General features: G+C 37.5%; 25 protein-coding genes and 1 pseudogene. 19 read left to right on the top strand and 7 right to left on the bottom strand.

What is annotated here, in order from left to right:
• The first annotated feature begins 9 nt into the window (after positions 1-9).
• Together BLR11_RS09675 and BLR11_RS09680 are read left to right on the top strand one after the other, a co-directional pair.
• Positions 10-348, top strand: a complete 339-nt coding sequence (locus BLR11_RS09675) for a cupin domain-containing protein (protein WP_091651309.1) — start codon at positions 10-12, stop codon at positions 346-348.
• A 143-nt stretch (positions 349-491) separates the two neighbouring features.
• Complete coding sequence (locus BLR11_RS09680) at positions 492-851, top strand: recombinase family protein (protein ID WP_091651312.1); 360 nt, start codon at positions 492-494, stop codon at positions 849-851.
• On the opposite strand, the gene BLR11_RS09685 is transcribed toward BLR11_RS09680, so the two are convergent.
• Positions 841-2,019 carry an MFS transporter gene (locus BLR11_RS09685; protein WP_091651314.1) on the bottom strand — a complete coding sequence of 393 codons (1,179 nt, stop codon included), beginning with the start codon at positions 2,017-2,019 and terminating at the stop codon, positions 841-843. The two genes, BLR11_RS09680 and BLR11_RS09685, sit on opposite strands and share 11 nt — an antisense overlap.
• Positions 2,020-2,214: 195 nt before the next feature.
• Between BLR11_RS09685 and BLR11_RS09690 the strand changes: the two genes are divergently transcribed.
• Both BLR11_RS09690 and BLR11_RS09695 read left to right on the top strand, forming a co-directional pair.
• Positions 2,215-2,799, top strand: a complete 585-nt coding sequence (locus BLR11_RS09690) for a TetR/AcrR family transcriptional regulator (RefSeq protein WP_091651317.1) — start codon at positions 2,215-2,217, stop codon at positions 2,797-2,799.
• Positions 2,800-3,077: 278 nt separating this feature from the next.
• Positions 3,078-3,650 carry a DUF6933 domain-containing protein gene (locus BLR11_RS09695; RefSeq protein ID WP_091651320.1) on the top strand — a complete coding sequence of 191 codons (573 nt, stop codon included), beginning with the start codon at positions 3,078-3,080 and terminating at the stop codon, positions 3,648-3,650.
• 104 nt (positions 3,651-3,754) lie between these two features.
• Here the strand turns inward: BLR11_RS09695 and BLR11_RS09700 are convergent, their stop codons facing one another.
• Complete coding sequence (locus BLR11_RS09700; protein WP_176762948.1) at positions 3,755-4,921, bottom strand: MFS transporter; 1,167 nt, start codon at positions 4,919-4,921, stop codon at positions 3,755-3,757.
• Positions 4,922-5,352: 431 nt separating this feature from the next.
• Between BLR11_RS09700 and BLR11_RS14355 the strand changes: the two genes are divergently transcribed.
• The 6 genes and pseudogenes from BLR11_RS14355 (at position 5,353) to BLR11_RS09720 (ending at position 8,208) form a co-directional block, all read left to right on the top strand.
• Positions 5,353-5,559, top strand: coding sequence for a flavodoxin domain-containing protein (locus BLR11_RS14355; protein ID WP_218118771.1), 207 nt, complete (start codon positions 5,353-5,355; stop codon positions 5,557-5,559).
• A gap of 63 nt (positions 5,560-5,622) precedes the next feature.
• Positions 5,623-5,889, top strand: coding sequence for a hypothetical protein (locus BLR11_RS14360; protein ID WP_218118772.1), 267 nt, complete (start codon positions 5,623-5,625; stop codon positions 5,887-5,889).
• Between the two features lie 99 nt (positions 5,890-5,988).
• Positions 5,989-6,630: pseudogene (locus BLR11_RS09710) on the top strand (CatB-related O-acetyltransferase).
• A 15-nt stretch (positions 6,631-6,645) separates the two neighbouring features.
• Positions 6,646-6,939, top strand: coding sequence for a hypothetical protein (locus BLR11_RS14365; protein WP_218118774.1), 294 nt, complete (start codon positions 6,646-6,648; stop codon positions 6,937-6,939).
• Complete coding sequence (locus BLR11_RS09715) at positions 6,858-7,397, top strand: GNAT family N-acetyltransferase (protein WP_218118775.1); 540 nt, start codon at positions 6,858-6,860, stop codon at positions 7,395-7,397. Before BLR11_RS14365 ends, BLR11_RS09715 begins: the two co-directional genes overlap by 82 nt.
• A 160-nt stretch (positions 7,398-7,557) precedes the next feature.
• Positions 7,558-8,208 carry a CatA-like O-acetyltransferase, family 3 gene (locus BLR11_RS09720; protein WP_091651325.1) on the top strand — a complete coding sequence of 217 codons (651 nt, stop codon included), beginning with the start codon at positions 7,558-7,560 and terminating at the stop codon, positions 8,206-8,208.
• 120 nt (positions 8,209-8,328) lie between these two features.
• On the opposite strand, the gene BLR11_RS09725 is transcribed toward BLR11_RS09720, so the two are convergent.
• From BLR11_RS09725 to BLR11_RS09735, 3 genes are read right to left on the bottom strand one after another with little or no spacing between them, the layout of a single operon-like run.
• Positions 8,329-9,099 carry an ABC transporter permease gene (locus BLR11_RS09725; RefSeq protein ID WP_091651328.1) on the bottom strand — a complete coding sequence of 257 codons (771 nt, stop codon included), beginning with the start codon at positions 9,097-9,099 and terminating at the stop codon, positions 8,329-8,331.
• Positions 9,096-9,752, bottom strand: a complete 657-nt coding sequence (locus BLR11_RS09730; protein WP_091651330.1) for an ABC transporter ATP-binding protein — start codon at positions 9,750-9,752, stop codon at positions 9,096-9,098. The genes BLR11_RS09725 and BLR11_RS09730 overlap by 4 nt, the downstream gene beginning before the upstream one ends.
• A gap of 17 nt (positions 9,753-9,769) precedes the next feature.
• Positions 9,770-10,207, bottom strand: a complete 438-nt coding sequence (locus BLR11_RS09735; RefSeq protein ID WP_091651333.1) for a MarR family winged helix-turn-helix transcriptional regulator — start codon at positions 10,205-10,207, stop codon at positions 9,770-9,772.
• A gap of 211 nt (positions 10,208-10,418) precedes the next feature.
• Between BLR11_RS09735 and BLR11_RS09740 the strand changes: the two genes are divergently transcribed.
• The 7 genes from BLR11_RS09740 to BLR11_RS09765 all read left to right on the top strand — a co-directional run bounded on the left by BLR11_RS09740 (position 10,419) and on the right by BLR11_RS09765 (position 15,842).
• Positions 10,419-10,934: a GNAT family N-acetyltransferase gene (locus BLR11_RS09740; RefSeq protein ID WP_091651336.1), complete on the top strand. Its 516-nt coding sequence runs from the start codon at positions 10,419-10,421 to the stop codon at positions 10,932-10,934.
• Positions 10,935-11,193: 259 nt separating this feature from the next.
• On the top strand, positions 11,194-12,180 hold the full coding sequence (locus tag BLR11_RS09745; RefSeq protein WP_091651339.1) for a potassium channel family protein: 987 nt from the start codon (positions 11,194-11,196) through the stop codon (positions 12,178-12,180).
• 319 nt (positions 12,181-12,499) lie between these two features.
• On the top strand, positions 12,500-13,159 hold the full coding sequence (locus tag BLR11_RS09750; RefSeq protein ID WP_091651341.1) for a CatA-like O-acetyltransferase: 660 nt from the start codon (positions 12,500-12,502) through the stop codon (positions 13,157-13,159).
• A gap of 150 nt (positions 13,160-13,309) precedes the next feature.
• Positions 13,310-13,468, top strand: a complete 159-nt coding sequence (locus BLR11_RS14145) for a hypothetical protein (protein ID WP_176762949.1) — start codon at positions 13,310-13,312, stop codon at positions 13,466-13,468.
• 24 nt (positions 13,469-13,492) lie between these two features.
• Positions 13,493-14,569 (top strand): ribosome small subunit-dependent GTPase A, encoded by a 1,077-nt coding sequence (gene rsgA / locus BLR11_RS09755; RefSeq protein ID WP_091651344.1) that lies wholly within the window; start codon positions 13,493-13,495, stop codon positions 14,567-14,569.
• Between the two features lie 135 nt (positions 14,570-14,704).
• Positions 14,705-14,980, top strand: a complete 276-nt coding sequence (locus tag BLR11_RS09760) for a CD3324 family protein (RefSeq protein WP_091651346.1) — start codon at positions 14,705-14,707, stop codon at positions 14,978-14,980.
• Between the two features lie 142 nt (positions 14,981-15,122).
• Positions 15,123-15,842: an SAM-dependent methyltransferase gene (locus tag BLR11_RS09765; protein WP_091651349.1), complete on the top strand. Its 720-nt coding sequence runs from the start codon at positions 15,123-15,125 to the stop codon at positions 15,840-15,842.
• 98 nt (positions 15,843-15,940) lie between these two features.
• Here the strand turns inward: BLR11_RS09765 and eno are convergent, their stop codons facing one another.
• Entirely contained in the window at positions 15,941-17,230 is a 1,290-nt protein-coding gene (gene eno / locus BLR11_RS09770; protein WP_091651352.1) for a phosphopyruvate hydratase, read from the bottom strand.
• A gap of 126 nt (positions 17,231-17,356) precedes the next feature.
• Positions 17,357-17,908 carry a helix-turn-helix domain-containing protein gene (locus tag BLR11_RS09775; RefSeq protein ID WP_091651355.1) on the bottom strand — a complete coding sequence of 184 codons (552 nt, stop codon included), beginning with the start codon at positions 17,906-17,908 and terminating at the stop codon, positions 17,357-17,359.
• 140 nt (positions 17,909-18,048) lie between these two features.
• Here BLR11_RS09775 and BLR11_RS09780 point away from each other — a divergent pair, with 140 nt between their 5' ends.
• Both BLR11_RS09780 and BLR11_RS09785 read left to right on the top strand, forming a co-directional pair.
• A complete protein-coding gene (locus tag BLR11_RS09780) occupies positions 18,049-18,744 on the top strand; it encodes an AzlC family ABC transporter permease (protein ID WP_091651358.1) in 696 nt (231 codons plus the stop codon).
• Positions 18,741-19,058 (top strand): branched-chain amino acid transporter permease, encoded by a 318-nt coding sequence (locus BLR11_RS09785; protein ID WP_091651360.1) that lies wholly within the window; start codon positions 18,741-18,743, stop codon positions 19,056-19,058. Before BLR11_RS09780 ends, BLR11_RS09785 begins: the two co-directional genes overlap by 4 nt.
• Positions 19,059-19,201 lie beyond the last annotated feature (143 nt).

The following is a 19,201-nucleotide window of genomic DNA, read 5'->3' on the forward strand; positions in this document are numbered from 1 at the left end:
GAGAAGATTATGAAAAAATTTCCTGAATTTATGACAAGACCTACGAATAAAGTTCCGATGCAGCAGCAAAATACGCCGGATATTCAAGGCTACTATTATACAGCGGCAGATGGAAGCCAAATGGCTTTCTGGACATGTATGGCTGATAGAATATCCAAAGAGCACCAGCATGATTATGATGAATATATGGTCTGTTTGTCTGGTGAATATGTTGTTACCATTAATGGAAAAGAAACTATTTTGCATGCGGGTGATGAATTGTTTATTCCGAAAGAAACTTTGCAAGGTGGCAGGTGTAAGGCAGGGACAAGGACTATTCATGCATTTGGTGGCAGACGTATTGTTTAGTTAAACAAAAAAATTGTAATATTAGTAAACAGGAACAGGGTACTTTACAATATCGGTTGTAGAGCATCTTGTTCCTTTTTAATTATGTAATGTTTTCATCAATGTGTACATATTTATCAGTAGAGTAATCGCACCGGAAGGAGGTGATAATTATTGAAAAACGCTTAAAAATTCAGGAAACGAAAAAATGGAAAAAAGGAAGGAGGACAGAACGACACCGTGAGGAGGAAAAGGAACGTATCCGTAAGGTTTTTTCTGGAAATCAGACAAGTGAAATCATTCCTGCTAAATATAAGGGAGGCACGGCTGCACATCGGTATCTTCGTGTTGCAGCATATTGTCGAGTCAGTACATATGGGGATGCGCAGGCGGGAAGCTTTGAATTACAGATTCAGCATTTCAAGGAACAGATAACCAAAAATCAGGATTGGCAGTTTGTTAATATATATTTGGATGAAGGAGTGTCAGGTACATTCATCAAGCTGCCGCCGTTCATTCGGTGAAATAATATAATAAGGCTGCCAATGGTATTGCCATGCCTAGAATAGATGCGAGCCACCAACTGCCATATGCATAGGCCCAGCCCCCTATTGCTGAACCGATGGCTCCGCCGATAAAAAACACCGCCATGAATATACCGTTTACCCGTCCGCGGATGTCACTTCCCAGTGCATAAACTGCGCGTTGACCGAGGACGAGGTTGCCGGATACGGCCATATCTAGTGCAATGGCTGCGATGACAAACATAGTCAATGATAGAACTGGATTATCTTCAAATATATGCGTAATCACAAATGCCAAGACTGCAATTCCGATAGCCATACCTGTCAATGGTTTTGTCCAGCCCCTGTCGGCTAGTCTTCCGGCAACAGGAGCAGCTATGGCCCCAGCTACACCAGCAAAAGCGAATAAGGCAATACCTTGCTGTGATAAGTGGAAGTGATGGGCTAACCACAAAGGGACGACTGTCCAAAACAGACTAAAGGCACCAAACAAGCAAGCTTGATATAAGGAACGGCGGCGTAAAACCGATTTTGTTTTAAACAGTTGCCATAAGGAACAGAGCAGCGTACCATAATTCATAGTAGGTATGGGGACACGTTTGGGAAGAATACAAGCTAATAATACAGCTGGGATAGTGGTAATAACAGCCGATAAAGCAAAAACGGCCCGCCATCCCCAAAGATCCGTAATCATACTTGCAACAGGTCGGGCAAGCATGATTCCCAATAAGAGACCACTCATCACATTTCCCACAACTTGACCGCGCTGCTTTTCGGTTGCCAGATGAGCTGCGTAGGGGACTAGAATTTGTGTTGCTACTGAACCTATACCGATCAACATGGCTGAAACAAGAAAGAACAATGCCGTATGTGCCAGATATGCCGCAGCTAATGCGCAAATAACGACGGCTAATGCTGCCAAAACCAATCGTCTATTTTCCACGAGATCGCTGAGGGGCACAATAAACAGCAAACCTAAAACATAGCCGATTTGGGTCAGCGTTACGATAAAACCTGCTGAGGCTAGGGGAATATGGGTATCTGTGCTGATAGGACCAACTAAGGGTTGGGCATAATAGAGATTTGCCACAATAACTCCACATGAAACAGCTAATAGGAATGTAATCCATAGAGGAGTTTTTTTTGTTTCGGGGTGAATATTCATCATAGAAGAATCCCTTCCTTTGGTTAATGTATAATAGTGTTAAATACAAATACTGTACGTTCAGTTTCGTATTTAACACTATTATAAACTAAACGTACAGTATTTGTAAAGACATAATTTCTTTGCTTGCAAGAAATTATATTGTATAATGTACGTATAGTTTTAACTAAAGAAAAACATACAAGAAGGTGTTGTCATTTGGAAAAGAAAAAGGGGCGTCCCCGTAATCTCGAAACACAAAAAGCTATTCTTACGTCTGCCTATGATTTGTTGTTGGAGACCAATTTCGAGACCGTAACAGTTGAAAAGATTGCTGAGCGGGCAAAAGTCAGTAAAGCGACAATCTATAAATGGTGGCCAAATAAAGCTGCCGTTGTGATGGACAGCTTTTTGTCTGCTGCTTCAGCAAGGCTTCCTGTACCGGATACAGGTTCGGTTGTCGATGATATAGTGATACAGGTCAGCAATCTGGCTAAATTTTTGACGAGCCGGGAGGGAAAAGTAATTAATGAGTTGATTGCAGAGGGACAGTTTGACCTAAAGCTGGCGGAAGAATATCGGGTAAGATATTTTTATCCTCGGCGGCTGGACTCACACCATATCTTGGAGCGTGGAGTAAAACGGGGTGAATTGAGAGAAGATCTTGATATAGAACTAAGCATAGATTTGATTTATGGGCCGCTCTTTTATCGTCTATTAATAACTGGGGAAACATTGGATGAACATTTTATCAGGACTTTAATTCATTATGCGTTTGCGGGAATTCAGACAAAGGGAGAATAGCAAATACTGAAATGATATATTTTATTCAGGATAACTTTGGTATATCATCAGATGACTGTTTAAAACAAGTAATTTTTTATAACAAAGAGTAATAAATACGACACGGATGCAGGTATATAAATTGCAATTGATAACGAGCAAGTATTTTAAAGGATAGATATTGATGAACAGGCGTATCGTACACAATAAAAGTTTGTAAACCGTTTCTGTAAGGTGCGGGATGAAAGATAGAACGGATAGACATTCATTGAAAAGATAAAGAGTGAGGTGGTGTAATAATGATTATATATGTGACAAAACAAACGTTTGACAGGTATAAATTAAAAATGCCGGAATGTTTAACACCTCCTATGGACAAGCTGGCACAGACGGTAATAGAAAAAGAAGGGGGAGATACTCTTTGTGAGTGGGGAGGCAAACTGTTTTATTTTGATCATAGGAAATGTATTCAAATCGTAAATTTTGCAAGTAAATTCACATTATTTCTAGTTGATGTAAAAATAAATGATTTACCTAATATAGGAGAGTATATTGCAGAATATTTACTTGATATCTATGCGACGGATAGAGAAATGAAAAAAGCCCTTGAACATATGTTCAAGGAACATCCTGCACTATGCTTTTCTAAGCTTACAAATAAAAGTATAATTTCCACATTAAATATGACACAGAGAAGTTTTGCGGAGGATGGATATAGATTATATGACTTTATTAGTGATGGAATTTTGCATACGAAAAAAATTAATTATACCGTAAATTTTAACTGGTTATTTACCATGAAGCAAAACGGAAAAACTGATTATTATTATGCGGGGAAAAAATTTAGGGAGATGGTCGTAGCAAAATATTAAATAATTCAGAAGTATGCATAGGTATAAAAGTACTTTTTCCTATACCCTATTTTGATTCATTTATTCTGCAAACCAATGATCCACGAATCATACCTGTCTTTACTTTACAACATATGGTGCTTTTGATATAAAACATAATACAGGAAGCAGTCAAACAGCAGAATTCCGGCAGCGATACGGTACATGACCGGGAATCCATAGACGGCGGCCAGCGGTCCTAGTACGATGGCTCCTAACGCAGCGCATCCGTCAAAACATAAAAAATAGGTAGATGTTGCAACACCCGTCCGGGAAGCGGGGACTACTGTAACAACGAGGGCTTGTAAGGAAGAGAACAGACTACCGTTTCCCAGTCCGACTAAGATTCCGGTTAGCACTAAAACCACACCCGTAGTTGTCATACTGACTAGCCAAAGACCAAGTGCAAATATAACCAGCGCCGTCTGTATAATCAGATTCGGACCATGCACATCAAATGCTTTTCCGACGTTGGGTCTGGATAGTAACACGGTAACAGCCATAAACATATAGAAATAGGGAGCATAAGATAATTGACCTAATTCAGCAGCATATAATGTAATAAAGGTAGATATAGAGCTAAAAGAAAAAGAAGTAAGACCTGCTATTATGCCAATGGGAATAGCTGCCGGTTCAATATATTGCTGCCATCTCGATAGGGCAGTATTCTTTTTGCGGGTAGTTTCCGCATGACTGGATTTTTGCAAAAATACAATAGCAAAAAAAACCAGCGCTGCAAAAACTAAACTGGACATATATACGTAGTAATAGTTGTATTCTAGCAATGATAAACCCAGCAATGGACCCAAAATCATGCCCAATGTCATAAAGACGGCAAAATAACCGATTCCTTCCCCCATATGTTCTCGTGGAAGTGTATCGGCAACACTGGCCATGGTGGCCGTAGAAAGAGCACCAAATACCAGCCCATGCAGCAGTCGCAGCAAAATTAATAATGACACGGAGGTCATCATAAAATATAAAATAAAAGGAATAATAAAGAGCGCAAAGGTATACAGCAATACCGTTTTTTTATCGTATTGATCGATGAGCCGGCCCATTATGGGACGACTTAGCAACGCTCCGAATAAATACATGCCGTTGATCAGGCCGACTTGTTCCTTTGAGGCACCCATAATAGTAGTAGAAATGATCGGTAAAGTCGCCATCAATATAAAATGCGCCATAAATTGAAAATAGTTATTGGCACAACATAGCATGTAATTTTTAGAAATAATACCTTTAACCGACATATAATGCATCTCCATCAATAGTGTATTCCTAATCAATTATAGCACATACGTAGCGGTAGTACTGTGAGCAGAATACTTATACGGACATATTTGTGCAATATATCAAATTAATTTGAATAGGCTTTAATTTCAGCGCAGCATATTGTAACATAGTAATATACGGTAAACTGTTCTGTTGGTTGATCCACATCGAATATAAATGATGCCAAATCAAGCGGAAAATAGAAATCAAAGGTACGCGGCTCATGATTTTTTGGGTAAGGAAAACCATGGGAAAGGGAATTTTCAATGCAATCAACTATATATAGAAAAATTTTATTATTTATGCTTACTGTGGGTATTAGTTCTATTGCGTATTATTTATCATTGAGTGAAAAGAATATATGGATATACTCTGGAAAAACAGTGATTAATCGAGATGAGGCATGGACATGAAAATAGCAGTTATATATAAATCCAAAACTGGTTTTACTAAAAAGTATGCTGAGTGGATTGCAGAAGCTGTGTCAGCAGATATTTTTGAAATATCGACAGTCCATATTCCTATGCTTGATATCTATGATACTATTATTTATGGAGGCAGCGTCCATATATCAGAGATTATTGGCGTAAAACTAATAACAGAAAATATGGATTGACTTGCGAATAAACGGTTGATCGTCTTTGCAACTGGCGTTTCCCCTCTAAGAAAAAGTGTCGTTATGGATGTTCAAAATAAAAATTTTGATTTAATGCAGCAGAAGAAAATCAAGTTTTTTTATTTACGGGGCGGTTTTGACTATAGCAAACTGAATTTTCTGGATAAATTTCTGATGACACTATTGAAATGGAAAATTAAAAGAAAAAACAAAATAAATTTAACAGCCGATGAGATAGGTATGCTTGCTATATATGACAAACCAGCAGACTTTACAATGAAGGAAAATATAGATACCATTTTAAATATAGTACGTGGTGATGTTTGTTGACTGTATTCTTCGGCTAATAGCAATTTCCTGCTTGGATCAATGTTTCTTACAGGGGTGATACAAGATAAACAGGAGCGGAAAGGAGACTGTTATCGTATGATGGGACCGGATAAGAATAAACTATACCCCAATGAAACAATCAAGACGGTATGTTACATCAGTAATCTTCCCAAAAGAGCAAATGTTGAGATCGGGGATTATACATAGTATAGTGATAATAAAAAGTCACCGGAACAGTTTTATGATGCCATCGAACATCAGTATGAATTTTTGGGTGATAAATTAATCATTGGGAAGTTTTGTGCGATTGCCGAAGGCATTCTCTTTATCATGAATGGTGCGAATCACGGCATGAAAGGTATTACAACCTATCCATTCCATATCTTCGGCAGTGGCTGGGAAACAGTAACGCCGACTATGGAACAGCTGCCATTTCGTGGAGATACAGTAATTGGTAATGATGTATGGATAGGTCAATATGTAACGATTATGCCTGGAGTCAATGTGGGAGATGGTGCGATTATTGCAGCAAATTCGACTGTTGTAAAAAATGTTGAACCGTATTCCGTTGTAGGTGGTAATCCTGCTAAAATTATTAAAAAACGCTTTGACGATGAAACCATTGAATTGCTTTTAAAACTGCAATGGTGGAACTGGGATGAGGAAACATTATTTGATCATCTTGAAGACCTGGCGTTTGCGGATAATCCAGCTGCGTTAAAAAAACTGCTTTGCCGATAGCATATGAGGATATCTATGGAGAATCAATTTGTAAATATAACCACGGAAAATCTTGTTCATGAACATTTGTGCTGTATTATCCGCAGTACGAAGCTGCATCCTGGTATTGAAGCAAAGCGTCAGTGGCTTTCGGCACGGCTGTATGAGGGCATGTCTTTAGAAAATTATCTGCAAAGGTTGCGGTTTTTATTGAATATGTACCGTTGGAAACGGCTTGGGTACCTATTGTGGGGAATTCATATTATTATATATATTGTCTATGGGTTATCGGCAGTGCGTATAGAAAGAAAGGATACGGCAAGGCTTTAATGGAGTATTGTTTAGCGGATGCTAAAGAAAAAAATAAATCCGGTGTTTGCATGCTTGGATCAAATAAGCAAAAGGCATGGCCTGCTGACCAATCGTTTGCAAAAAAGTATGGCTTTGAGGTTGTTGATAGTACGGAGAATGGATATGAATTGTTGGCGCGTTCTTTTGATGGAACTATTCCTAAATTTGCACCGCAGGTGAAAGATAACAGGATTGAAAATAATGAACTGACCATATATTATGATAGGCAATGTCCTTATGTGAATCAAGCGATTGAACGGATAAAACAGTATTGCGGATTGAATCGTGTTCCGGTATCTTTAATTGAAGTAGATACATTGCAAAAGGCAAAAGAATTACCTTGTGTTTTCAATAATTGGGGTGTATTTTATAAAGGAATCTTTGAAACTGTAAATGTATTGGACATTGCTTATCTAAAAAGGATATTGAAGAAATAAAATCGTTTGTTTTAAAGGAGGGAATATCATGATTATTTGCATTGCTGCCGCTTCATACAAAGTTAGCTGCAGCGGCGGTTGTATGAAGCGAGTATAGTCGCTGACGGCTGATTTTGCTATGAGTATGAATTTAATTAATATAGCAAAGAAGGCTGATGAAATGAATTATAAAAAAGTAGATTTAAAAACATATTACCGTCGTGGTGTATACCGGCATTTTTCCAAAGATTGTAAATGTTCTATTTCGATGACCCACACTATTGATGTGACTGCACTGGATGCATTTTCCAGACGAACAGAAACAAAGTTTTATATTAATTTTCTGTATATTTTAACAAAAGTGCTAAATGCCAGAGAAGATTATCGAATGGCATATCTATGGGAGAGTGATGAAGTTATTGTGTATGATCGGATTCATCCTACGCAGTACATCTTCCATGAAGATACAGAAACCTGTACGCCTGTTTATACAACCTATCATCCAGCATATAATATTTTTTATGAAGGTTGCGCAGCGGATATCGAAAAAGCCAAGCAATCCCGGCAGTATGGACTCGATATGGAGCATCATCCTAACTGGTTTGATGCATCTTATGTTTCCTGGCTGTCTTATGATGCACTGCACGTGGAACTGCCGGATGGCTATCTTTATTTTATGCCTATTGTGAACTGGGGCAGGTATCGGAAAGAAAATGGCCGTCTTGTGATGCCGGTCAGTGTCAGATTAAACCATGCCGCAGCGGATGGATATCTTTTGGCAAAGGTTTATTTACTTTTAGCACAGGAAATAGCCGTACTCACATCGTTGTAAACTGAATATATCGAAAAAATTTATTTGATTTTATAATACTGTGTGTACAAAAAGACGTTCAATATTCGTATTGAACGTCTTTTTGCAATGAGTGGCTTCCTATTTATTTTGCTGCATCGGCTATTTTATAAAGAGCAATTGTTTTTTACTATTGAAAAAACTCCGGTACGCTAAATAACAGGCAATAAATGAAGCGATGGAAGAGGTAGAAAGAAGCATAAAGGTAACCATGATCTGATATTTTATTGCTTCCATCGGAGAGGATCCGGCTAGGATTAGTCCGGTCATCATACCTGGAAGTGATACGATTCCCAGTGTTTTGGCAGAATCAATCGTTGGCAGCATGCCCGTTTTTATGCAGTTGCGTATAATATCAATAGAGGAAGGCAGTATATCGGCACCTAATGAAAGTTTTGTTTCCACTTCGTCTCGCTTGTTTTTAAAATCAGCTGCGATTTGTCTATAACATAATCCAAGGGCGACCATAGCGTTGCCGATAATCATACCGCTGACAGGAATGATTTGGTATGGCTCATATTCAATTGTTTTTGATGCAACAAGAATTGTCAGCGTGGCAATGGTTCCAATTGATATAGATAAGAAAGAGATATAAAAACCATTTTTGACATCGTTGCCTCTTTTTGCAGCATTATAGGCTGCATTGAATATCATAAAAATAAGCAGGAGAGTTGTAAAAACAGGGCTTTTTAGGCCAAAAATATATTCCAGTACGTATCCTACTATAATAAGTTGAACTACAGCTCGGATAACCCCAATGATGACTTCCTTTTCAAGTTTTAGCTTTTGCCAATAGGAGAAAAAAAGCGTTACAAGTACCAATGAAGATGAAATAAGTAAAGATGTTATACTGATTGCAGTTGAACTATTCATTTTATAACCTCCCAGGATTTTATTTCGCCGTCTGCTATAGATAAGAGTTTATTCGCATATTTCCTGCTTTGTTCAGGATTATGAGTTACCCATAAAATGGTCATACCTTCCTTATTTAATGTATTAATGACAGCTTCAACAATGTTTGTATTTGTTACATCAAGGGCAGAGGTAATTTCATCTAAAAGAAGAATCTCCGGTTTGAATAGTAAACTGCGGATCAGAGCTATCCGTTGTTTTTCTCCACCGGAAAGATTCCGTACGTCTTTGTTCAAATAGGCGGTGGTCATATGAAACATAGAAAATAAAGCAGTGATCCTTTTTTGATCTGGATTGCGGTTTCGTATAGAGAAAGGGAAATTGATATTTTCCATGACAGTATCACCAAAAAGATAGGGTGTCTGAAAACAGTAGGAAATATTTTTTCTTAACTCCGTTGGCTCATAAGAGGTGAAATTTTTGTTTTTAAAAAGGATACCGCCTTTAGTAGGGCTGATCAAATAGCTGCAAAGTTTAAGAAAGGTGCTTTTGCCGCTGCCGGACGGACCAACAATTGAAATAAAATCATTTTCTTCAATTTGTACAGATATATCGTTAAGAATGGATTTACCTTCATTATTAAAAGATACGTTTTGAAATTCTAGTAATGACAAAATAAACACCCCCCAGGCTATTTTTTATTCAGAGTAAATAAAGAATCTATATGTATATTATCCAATACTTCTTCAAGCAGTTCCTTTAGTTTTTCTTTTTTTTCCGGTTCCAATGTATTAAAGAAATGATTTGAAAATAGTATGTCTTCTTTTATATGTTTTTCTACTATTGTTTTTCCTTTCGGTGTAGCAATAAGTTCTATCGCTCTTCGATCGATATTTGTTCGTAGTCGCTCAATCAATTCTTTATTTTCCAGTCTGTCAATAATTCCTGTAAGTGTAGATGGGGGAATCCCATATTGTTGGGTAAGTTTCTTGATTGTTGTTTTTTTGCTGCAGTATATCCTCTCCAAAATATACATGTCCTGTGGTTGGATAGCAGAAGTTTTACGCTGATACTCACTTTTATATTCGAAAACGTCGAGAAGTTTATGTATTATCGTATTTTCATCCAATGCCTAGTCCTCCTTATACTATATTTACGAGTATCGTAATATACGATGCTCGTAAATATAGTATAAGCATTAAAGCGTATTTTATCAATGCCGATATAGATACTTGGATATTATTAAATATTATTGTAAAATATAAAACATACAATAAATAATTAATAATTAAGGAAAAATAGATGGGGTATATATTTTGGTAGAATGGGGGATACTCGTCATGGAATTGAGATTGGCTGCTAGTGATGATTTATCGAAGATTCAGGCCATGTATAGAAACATAATCCGTAATATGAACGAAAACACTATCTCAATTTGGGACGAAGTATATCCATGTGAGTTTTTCAAAAATGATATAGAACAAAATAGACTCTATGTTTTGGAAGAACATGATGAAATATGTTCCGCGTTTGCTTTATGTGATTCCAATTCAGGAGCAGGGGACGTAAGGTGGAAAAATAATGATAGCACGGCGGTATATATTGAGCGGCTAGGTGTACATGTCGATTATTTGGGAAATGGAATAGGCAGTATGCTGCTCCATCAAGCAGTCGAACTAGCAAAACAAAAAGGAGCGGATTATGTAAGGCTGTTTGTTGCCGATATAAATAAACCGGCAATACATCTTTACGTAAAAAATAAATTTGAAATAGCAGATGGAATTTATGAGGAACGTATTGATGACAATCTTATATTGCACGAATTGGGATTTGAAATAAAAATATCAAGAGAATAAAAAATGTCTGTATTTTTATTGAACTTTTAAATTGCACGATAACGAATTAACATTTACAAGGCGGGGATAGTTTGGTAAAATAAGTCCATTAAAGGCCGTGCATCTGCAGTAAGTTTATATATATAAGTTCGATAAGGGATGCGGATACCTTTATTTAAAAGAAATCCGGTCAATGAATATTTTTTGAAACAGGTAATGGAATAGTAGGTTGACAAAATAAAGCAGTTGGATAAAAATACGCGAAAAAGAGGCGGGCCCGATGAATCGATTAAAAATGGCTGTCGTATATGTTCTCTGCATAGTGACTATTGGAATCCTTGGGTTTGCTTTTATTGAACATTTATCTTGGCTTGATGCTATTTATGTAACCGTTACTACACTCAGTACAGTTGGTTATGGAGATATTGTTCCGGTAACTGTTGCTGGAAAGATATTTACCATTTTTTTTATTGTTTCCGGCGTGGGTACGGCAGGATATATGCTCGTATTAATTTTGAGCATTATTGTTGAGGGGCATATAAAAGATCAATTTGGGAGGCGTACCATGTTACAAAAAATAGCGAAACTTAATCATCATGTCATTGTTTGTGGAGCAGGGCGAGTTGGTGAACAAGTAATAGAAGGATTGAAAAATAGTGCCAAACCTTTTGTGGTAATTGAATCGGATCAGGAAAAAGCCAATTCCTTGCAATCAGATGATATTCTGACTATTTGCGGCGATGCCAAATTGGATAAAGTGCTCCAGACAGCGGGGGTTAAAAGAGCCGCAATTTTGGTGTCGGCATTGTCCGATGACGCTGACAATGTATATGTTACTCTCTCGGCTAAAAGTCAAAATCAGAGTATTATTATTGCAGCACGAGCTGATGAAGAAGAAGCGGAATCTAAATTGAAGCAGGCGGGTGCGACAATGGTTATATCGCCTTCTATTTCAGGGGGAAGACAGATATTGGCGGCGATAGAACATCCGCTTGCCTATGATTTTCTGCAAAACATGTTTTACAATCAAAAATTTGATGTGGATATGGCTGAAATACGAGTTTGTGAAAAATCAAAACTTGTGGGAGAAAGACTTGCGGATTTTTGGGCTAAAGAAGCTCTTAATTTAACTATTGCGGCTATTAAACGAAATAATACATTTTTATCTACTTCACTTGAAACGGAAACGATAGCAGCCCGTGATATTCTTATTGTTATAGGACAACCGATGTCTATCCGAAAATTGATTACATTGGCAGAAACTTAATAGATACGTAAGGGAATGAAAAACATATCCATTATTTTTATGTACATCTATTTTACAAATAAATCTATGGAGGGAGGAAAAGAGTGATGATGCCATCGAGTGCGAACACAATGCGAGTTTTGAAATCACCTGTTTTTATAGTTCGCTTACCTGCACAAGGGATACGTCTGTCCTTTTTTAGACAAAAGCATAGAAATGATGATGGCAGTGTTTTTTGTTGTATATAAATAAATTTCTTGGGCTATGTACTAAGGACGCTGCCGGCGTCTTTTTTTATGCTTATTTATAATTGATAATCGATCTTAGGAGGAATGTGTAAATGAAAACATATTTTCATGCAGTTGATATGAATACATGGCCTAGAGCGCAAACCTATACATATTTTACTAATACTGTATCTACCCTTATTTATTCTATTAATGTGACACTGGATGTCACGATAGTAAAAAATGCATTAAAAAAACAAAAATTAAAATTTTTTCCGGCGTATTTGTATCTGATTACGCATGTGTTAAATGAACAAAAAGAGTTTCTTATGGCTGTGCAAAATGATACATTAGGGTATTGGAATGATAGAACACCTTGTTATCCGATATTGCATAAAGATGATAAAACACTAACTTTTCTTTGGACCGTGTATAACGACAATTTTAATAGGTTTTATGAACAGTATATGTCAGATATGGATCAATATGGTAAGCAGCACGGAATCTTGTCTGCTAAAGGAAAACCGCCTTCTAATAGTTATATTATTGCTTGTACACCATGGTTTTCTTTTAATAGTCTGTCCATGCAGTTACAAAATGCGACATATTATTATGCTCCTCTTTTCGAAGCAGGAGGATTTTCTCAAATTGGAAATACTATTGGGATGCCTTTGTCTATTACCGTCAATCATGCGGTCATTGATGGATATCATATAAAGGTGTTTTTAGAGAAATTGCAGTGGATGATGGATCATCCGGAAAATTGGTTGTAACGAAGAAAATAGAAAACTGCGTTGTTGATTTAGATGATTTAAATGCATAGGCAGAAATTTGACAATTTTTAAGGAGCATGATACGCTATGAATTATTAGAAAGAGGTGTGTTGATGTCAGTCATCTAGGTCGTATAAAGAGGTACTTATTGTGTCACAAAAGCGGGATTATGGCCTGCTTTCTTTGTGTATCCTAATGCCTTGCGGAATGACGGCGAAGAGTTGGCTAGCACATCTTTCAGTTGGTTGTTTTGCAGCGCAGTGGATAACTGCGCTTTTTTATTGCCGCAAGACTGTTGGATATGTATAGACGTTATGAAAGGATTTGAATCTATTGCATATCAATTTAAAACATTACGGCTTAGACGAATATTTTCAACAACAAGCAAATTCTTACGAGAGTTGGCTTGTTGCCAGAGTGACTGTACAGCATCGTGAAGTATATAACGTAATAAGTGAATACGGAGAGATCGAGGCAGTTGTTTCCGGTAAATTTGCGTATCAGGCAGAGGATTATACGGATTTTCCTGCTGTTGGTGACTGGGTAATGGTAGAGCGGGTTGATGGAAATTATGGCAGGACTGTTATTCATAAGGTCCTGCACCGCCGCAGTGCTTTGATGCGGAAAGTTGCGGGTGCGGAGACTTCAGGGCAGATCATTGCTGCCAATATTGATACTATTTTTATTTGTATGTCCCTTAATGCGGATTTTAATATCCGGCGTATTGAGCGGTATTTAACCATGGCCTGGGATAGTATGGCTTCTCCTGTTATTGTCTTGACAAAAGCGGATTTGTGCAATGATTTGCCAGAAAAATTAAATCAAATTTATTCTGTGAGTATGGGTGTTGATGTTATTTCCTGTTCTTCTGAAAATAGAATGGGATACGACACTATTTATGCGTATGTTGAGGAAGGAAAAACAATCGCATTTGTTGGCTCCTCGGGAGTCGGAAAATCTACACTTATCAATTATCTGATGGAACAAGATGTATGTAAAACAAACATGATACGAGAAGCGGATGATAAAGGAAGACATACTACTACATGTCGTCAGTTGCTGCTTTTGCCAAAGGGGGGAATTGTCATAGATACACCGGGGATGCGGGAACTGCAAATTTTCACAGGAAATCTGTCTAAAACTTTTGCCGATATGGAAGCGATTGCCGCTCAGTGCAGATTTAGCAATTGTTCTCATGGAACCGAGCCGGGATGTGCTGTTAGAGAGGCAATCGCAAACGGAAGTGTATCTGAGAAACGATTTGTCAGCTATCAGCGATTGCAGCGAGAGATAGCGTATGCTGGATTAAATTCCCGCCAGCTTGAAAATGAGAAAATCAACAGAATGTTTGGTAGTAAAGGAGAAATGAAACGGGTAAAGAAACAGTTTAAAAATAAGAAAAGCAGATAAGTGAGAAAGGGGCGTTGTCTTATTATTCACTATAACCTTCCATCGGTAGTATGTGCAGCAAGGACTGCCGCATGATTCAACGATGACGATAGTTCTTGCGTAATCCTGAGATTTTCATTATAAGGGAGGCGCACAATGGGCTATAAAAATGCAGTGAGTGTATTGCCGGAGCATTTGCTTGCAGCCGTGCAACAATATATAGACGGAGAATATTTGTACATTCCCAGAAAAATAGAAAATAAAAAAGCATGGGGAGAAATAAAAAATAGCAGACACATATATACAGAAAGGAATATCGCCATTTTCGAAGCGTATACCTGTGGAATATCTGTGGCAGAATTGGCAGAGACATACTATTTGTCCTGCAAAACTGTCTATAAAATAGTGTCTATGATGAAAAAAAGAACATAAAGTATTAAAGGCGGCATGGAGCTTATTATCATGTCGCCTTTTTGTGTTTTACTTGTTTAGCAGGAATCTTTTATAAAAAAGCGAAATATAATTAAATTATACCAAAATAAGCATTATTTAGAGTTAGAAAGGAATGCTGAAGATGAAATATGATAAGAGTCAAAAGTATAATACGCCTGAATTACTAACTAAAATTATGGGACCGAATCCGTTTAAATTACAAGAGGAACTGTTGCTCCATCATAAAATTCCTGCGAAAAGCATTGTTTGTGATCTTGGGAGCGGACAGGGGCTTACCAGTATTATGCTCGCAAAGGACTATGGGTTTACTGTATATGCTGCGGATTTATGGAGTGATCCGCAGGAAAATCGAGAATTTTTTGATAAAATGGGTTTTTCTTATGAACAAATCATACCGATTAAAGCAGATGCAGAACATCTTCCGTTCGAAAAGAATTTTTTCGATGCCGTAATTAGTACGGATTCATATAACTATTGGGGGCGTGATCCGGAATATCTGGATGCAAAACTGATTCCCTTTGTTAAACGCGGAGGATATCTTTATATTTGTGTTCCCGGCATGAAAAAAGATTGCCATCATAATCTGCCGGAAGAATTGCTCCTTTCATGGACACCAGAGCAGCTTGCATATCTGCATGATATTACATATTGGACAGATATTGTAAATAATAGCCGGGATGCTGAGGTGATTTCCCTTTATGAGATGCAAGGAAAGGGAGATGAACTTTGGGGAGACTGGATTAAGCAAGATAATGAAATTGCAGTTCATGATCGAAAAGCTATAGATGCCGGCGGTGTAAAATATTTAAATTTTATTGCTTTTGTTCTGCGAAAAAAGTGATAAAAAAACATCGTGATCATACAAAAAAACAACGTCAAGACGTCTTGACGTTGTCTTTTGCATGATCACGATAACTCTTCCTTCAGAAGAATAAATGGTTACCTATTAAAAGCTTGGATGCCTGGATATACAGCGCTTTTGCCTAACTCTTCTTCGATGCGCAGCAGTTGATTATATTTGGCAACGCGTTCACTGCGGTTTGGAGCACCTGTCTTTATTTGGCATGTATTCAAGGCGACAGCCAGGTCGGAAATCGTTGTGTCTTCCGTCTCTCCGGAACGATGGGAAACAATGGCGGTATAGCCGGCCTTGTGCGCTTTTTTTATCGCTTCTAGGGTTTCTGAAACAGAGCCGATTTGATTTAATTTGATTAAAATAGAATTAGCACAGTGTAATTTGATTCCTTTTTCAAGTCGGGCTGTATTGGTGACAAACAAATCATCACCTACCAATTGGATCTTTTTACCTAGCTGCTGTGTCATCCATTGCCAGCCTTCCCAATCCTCCTCGTCCAAACCATCTTCAAGCGAATAAATAGGGTAGTTACTGCATAATTCCTGCCAGTGTTTGACTAATTCTACAGAAGTAAATGTTTGTCCGCTTTTTGGTAAAATATATTTTCCCTTAGTGGCACTTTTCCATTCACTGGCGGCAGCATCTATCGCTAACACAAAATCTTTTTTCGGTTCATAACCAGCTTTTATTATGGCAGCTAAAATATATTCAATGGCTTCTGTGTCACTTTTCAGATCAGGAGCAAATCCACCTTCGTCACCGACAGAAGTTGTCATTTTTTTCGCTTTCAGGAGATCGGCTAAGGTGTGGAATACTTCGGTACACCATTGCAATCCTTCGTGGAAATGGGAGGCTCCTACCGGCATAATCATAAATTCCTGTACATCTACCGTATTTGCAGCGTGTGCACCGCCGTTCAATATATTCATCATAGGCACGGGCAGACGGTTGGCATTGACTCCACCCAGAAAACGATATAGCGGCAGACCTAATGCCGCGGCAGCAGCTCGTGCGCAGGCAATGGAAACAGCAAGAATAGCATTTGCCCCTAACTTAGACTTATCCGCTGTTCCATCGAGGGCTATCATTACGTTATCTATATTATATATATCGGCTGCATCTAATCCGGACAATGCAGGAAAAATAATTTCGTTGATATGTGTTACTGCTTTAGAAACGCCTTTACCCATGAAGCGGGCGGCATTATTATCACGAAGCTCTAACGCCTCAAATTTTCCGGTGGAGGCACCGCTGGGAACATCTCCCCGTCCTATAGTGCCATCCATTAGATAGACTTCGGCTTCTACGGTAGGATTTCCTCGGGAATCGATAATTTCTCTGCCAATTACGTTATTGATTATTGTCTTTTTCATAATAAAACTCCTTTCTGCAGCAGCCGTTTATAGTACGGCCGGCTTTGTACGAATGTTCTTTTCTATGTTTTTTTTATTGTATCATGTTTTTACGCTATAGTAATATTTTATATAAACATTAAATCATCAATTAGGATAAAAATTAATGACGATGAATTTTAATAATGTAGTTTGCCTGTTCATGTATGTATGATTAATAGAAGAGTCAAAAGCTAGAGAATCTCCTTCTTTTAATGTATAGTTTTCAGCAGATGTTGTAAGTTCTAATTCTCCATTCATTATATAAATATACTCCTGGGCTTTTTTTGAATGACCAATAGAAGCATTTGAAGTATGAGGGTCTAATTCCACATAGAATAATTCGAAATTTCGGACCGGTGTACTTGGAAAATAACAATATACACGATAATGTTTAGTTTCATTGGATTGCATTACTGCTTCGTTTCTGCGTACAAGGGTGGCTTCATTTTCAATTCCCTCCATTAAGCGGGTATAGGGAACATTTAAGCCATTTGCGATTTTCCATATGGTGTTTATGGTAGGATTACTGCTTCCTTTTTCGATATCGGATAGCATTCCTTTGCTGATGCCTGATATTTTTGATAGTTGACCAAGCGTGAGGTTGCGTTCTGTGCGCAGTTCTTTTAAATTGATAGCAATGATTATACCTAATTCCATCAATTTCTCCTTTTTTATTGACAATTATATTGAACAAATGTACAATATATTATACAATAGTTCGATATAAAGAACAATTATATGATATGCATATTATATCAGAAAATGAGAAATAATAGCAAGGAGTAAGGAGTATAATTATGAGAATAAAAGCTTTTAAAGCAGCATTGCCACACACATTGCCTATTTGTATAGGATTTCTTTTTATTGGAATCTCTTATGGTTTTCTTATGACAAGCAAAGGATTTTCTTTTTTTTATCCCATGTGCATGAGCCTATTTATTTGTGCAGGGTCCATGGAGTTTGTTACGATACAATTATTGGTATCTTCGTATAATCCATTCTATGCTTTTTGTCTTGCGCTGATGGTTAATGCCAGACATTTATTTTATGGAATTTCTATGTTAGATACATATAATCACATGGGATGGAAGAAGTGGTACCTTATATATGCTATGTGTGATGAATCATTTACTCTCAATTATGCGATAACACCGCCGGATGATGTTGATCGTGGATGGTTTATGTTTTTTGTCACCGTATTGAATCATTGTTACTGGGTTACCGGTGCAACACTGGGAGCTCTTTTAGGTTATATAATTCATTTCAATACCAAGGGAATAGATTTTGTAATGACGATACTTTTTGTTGTACTATTTATAGAACAATGGGATAAAAGTAAGATCCATTTTCCGGCGATTACAGGCATACTCTGTTCTATAAGCTGCCTTTTTGTGTTTGGAAGTCAAATTTTTATTTTACCTGCCATGGCTGCCATTATTGTTTGTTTCATGGTAGTAAACGGTAAGAAGAAAGAGAAGATGATAAAACTATGACGATTGAGCAACATATTATAACTATATTAGCAGTGACTGCCGGGACTAGTATTACTCGTTTTTTTCCATTTTTTATTTTCCCGGAAAATAAAAAAACGCCGGATTATATTACCTATTTTGGCGTGGTACTTCCTCCGGCTGTAATCGGTTTGTTGATTGTGTATTGCTTAAAAGATGCAGTTTTTACATCCATGCATGGATTGCCGGAGGTACTAGTGATATTTTTTGTTGCCGCATTGCACAAATGGAAAAAAAATATGTTTTTGAGTCTTACTGTTGGAACGATACTATATATGATTTGGGCTCAGTATTAGTTTTTGCCGAAAAGAGCAGGATATACAACGGAAAATATGCAGGCAATTGCCGGAAAGAGGAAGTGCAATAAAAAATAGATGAAACTAAGGTGGGATAATCATATTTTGGGATGGGAAGAACTTTTACACCGTGTTACGGTTTT

The organism is Megasphaera paucivorans, from assembly GCF_900103535.1.
In the GTDB taxonomy this organism is placed as follows: Bacteria; Bacillota; Negativicutes; order Veillonellales; family Megasphaeraceae; genus Megasphaera_A; species Megasphaera_A paucivorans.

Bases quoted from the DNA above. Each gene is read 5' to 3' on its own strand.
- BLR11_RS09700 (WP_176762948.1), bottom strand. From the start codon at position 4,921: ATGTCGGTTAAAGGTATTATTTCTAAAAATTACATGCTATGTTGTGCC.
- BLR11_RS09695 (WP_091651320.1), top strand. From the start codon at position 3,078: ATGATTATATATGTGACAAAACAAACGTTTGACAGGTATAAATTAAAA.
- BLR11_RS09750 (WP_091651341.1), top strand. From the start codon at position 12,500: ATGAAAACATATTTTCATGCAGTTGATATGAATACATGGCCTAGAGCG.
- BLR11_RS09745 (WP_091651339.1), top strand. From the start codon at position 11,194: ATGAATCGATTAAAAATGGCTGTCGTATATGTTCTCTGCATAGTGACT.
- BLR11_RS09760 (WP_091651346.1), top strand. From the start codon at position 14,705: ATGGGCTATAAAAATGCAGTGAGTGTATTGCCGGAGCATTTGCTTGCA.
- BLR11_RS14360 (WP_218118772.1), top strand. From the start codon at position 5,623: ATGGATGTTCAAAATAAAAATTTTGATTTAATGCAGCAGAAGAAAATC.
- BLR11_RS14365 (WP_218118774.1), top strand. From the start codon at position 6,646: ATGGAGAATCAATTTGTAAATATAACCACGGAAAATCTTGTTCATGAA.
- BLR11_RS09785 (WP_091651360.1), top strand. From the start codon at position 18,741: ATGACGATTGAGCAACATATTATAACTATATTAGCAGTGACTGCCGGG.
- BLR11_RS09780 (WP_091651358.1), top strand. From the start codon at position 18,049: ATGAGAATAAAAGCTTTTAAAGCAGCATTGCCACACACATTGCCTATT.
- BLR11_RS09725 (WP_091651328.1), bottom strand. From the start codon at position 9,099: ATGAATAGTTCAACTGCAATCAGTATAACATCTTTACTTATTTCATCT.
- BLR11_RS09775 (WP_091651355.1), bottom strand. From the start codon at position 17,908: ATGGAATTAGGTATAATCATTGCTATCAATTTAAAAGAACTGCGCACA.
- BLR11_RS09685 (WP_091651314.1), bottom strand. From the start codon at position 2,019: ATGATGAATATTCACCCCGAAACAAAAAAAACTCCTCTATGGATTACA.
- BLR11_RS09720 (WP_091651325.1), top strand. From the start codon at position 7,558: ATGAATTATAAAAAAGTAGATTTAAAAACATATTACCGTCGTGGTGTA.
- BLR11_RS09765 (WP_091651349.1), top strand. From the start codon at position 15,123: ATGAAATATGATAAGAGTCAAAAGTATAATACGCCTGAATTACTAACT.
- eno (WP_091651352.1), bottom strand. From the start codon at position 17,230: ATGAAAAAGACAATAATCAATAACGTAATTGGCAGAGAAATTATCGAT.
- BLR11_RS09740 (WP_091651336.1), top strand. From the start codon at position 10,419: ATGGAATTGAGATTGGCTGCTAGTGATGATTTATCGAAGATTCAGGCC.
- BLR11_RS09675 (WP_091651309.1), top strand. From the start codon at position 10: ATGAAAAAATTTCCTGAATTTATGACAAGACCTACGAATAAAGTTCCG.
- BLR11_RS14355 (WP_218118771.1), top strand. From the start codon at position 5,353: ATGAAAATAGCAGTTATATATAAATCCAAAACTGGTTTTACTAAAAAG.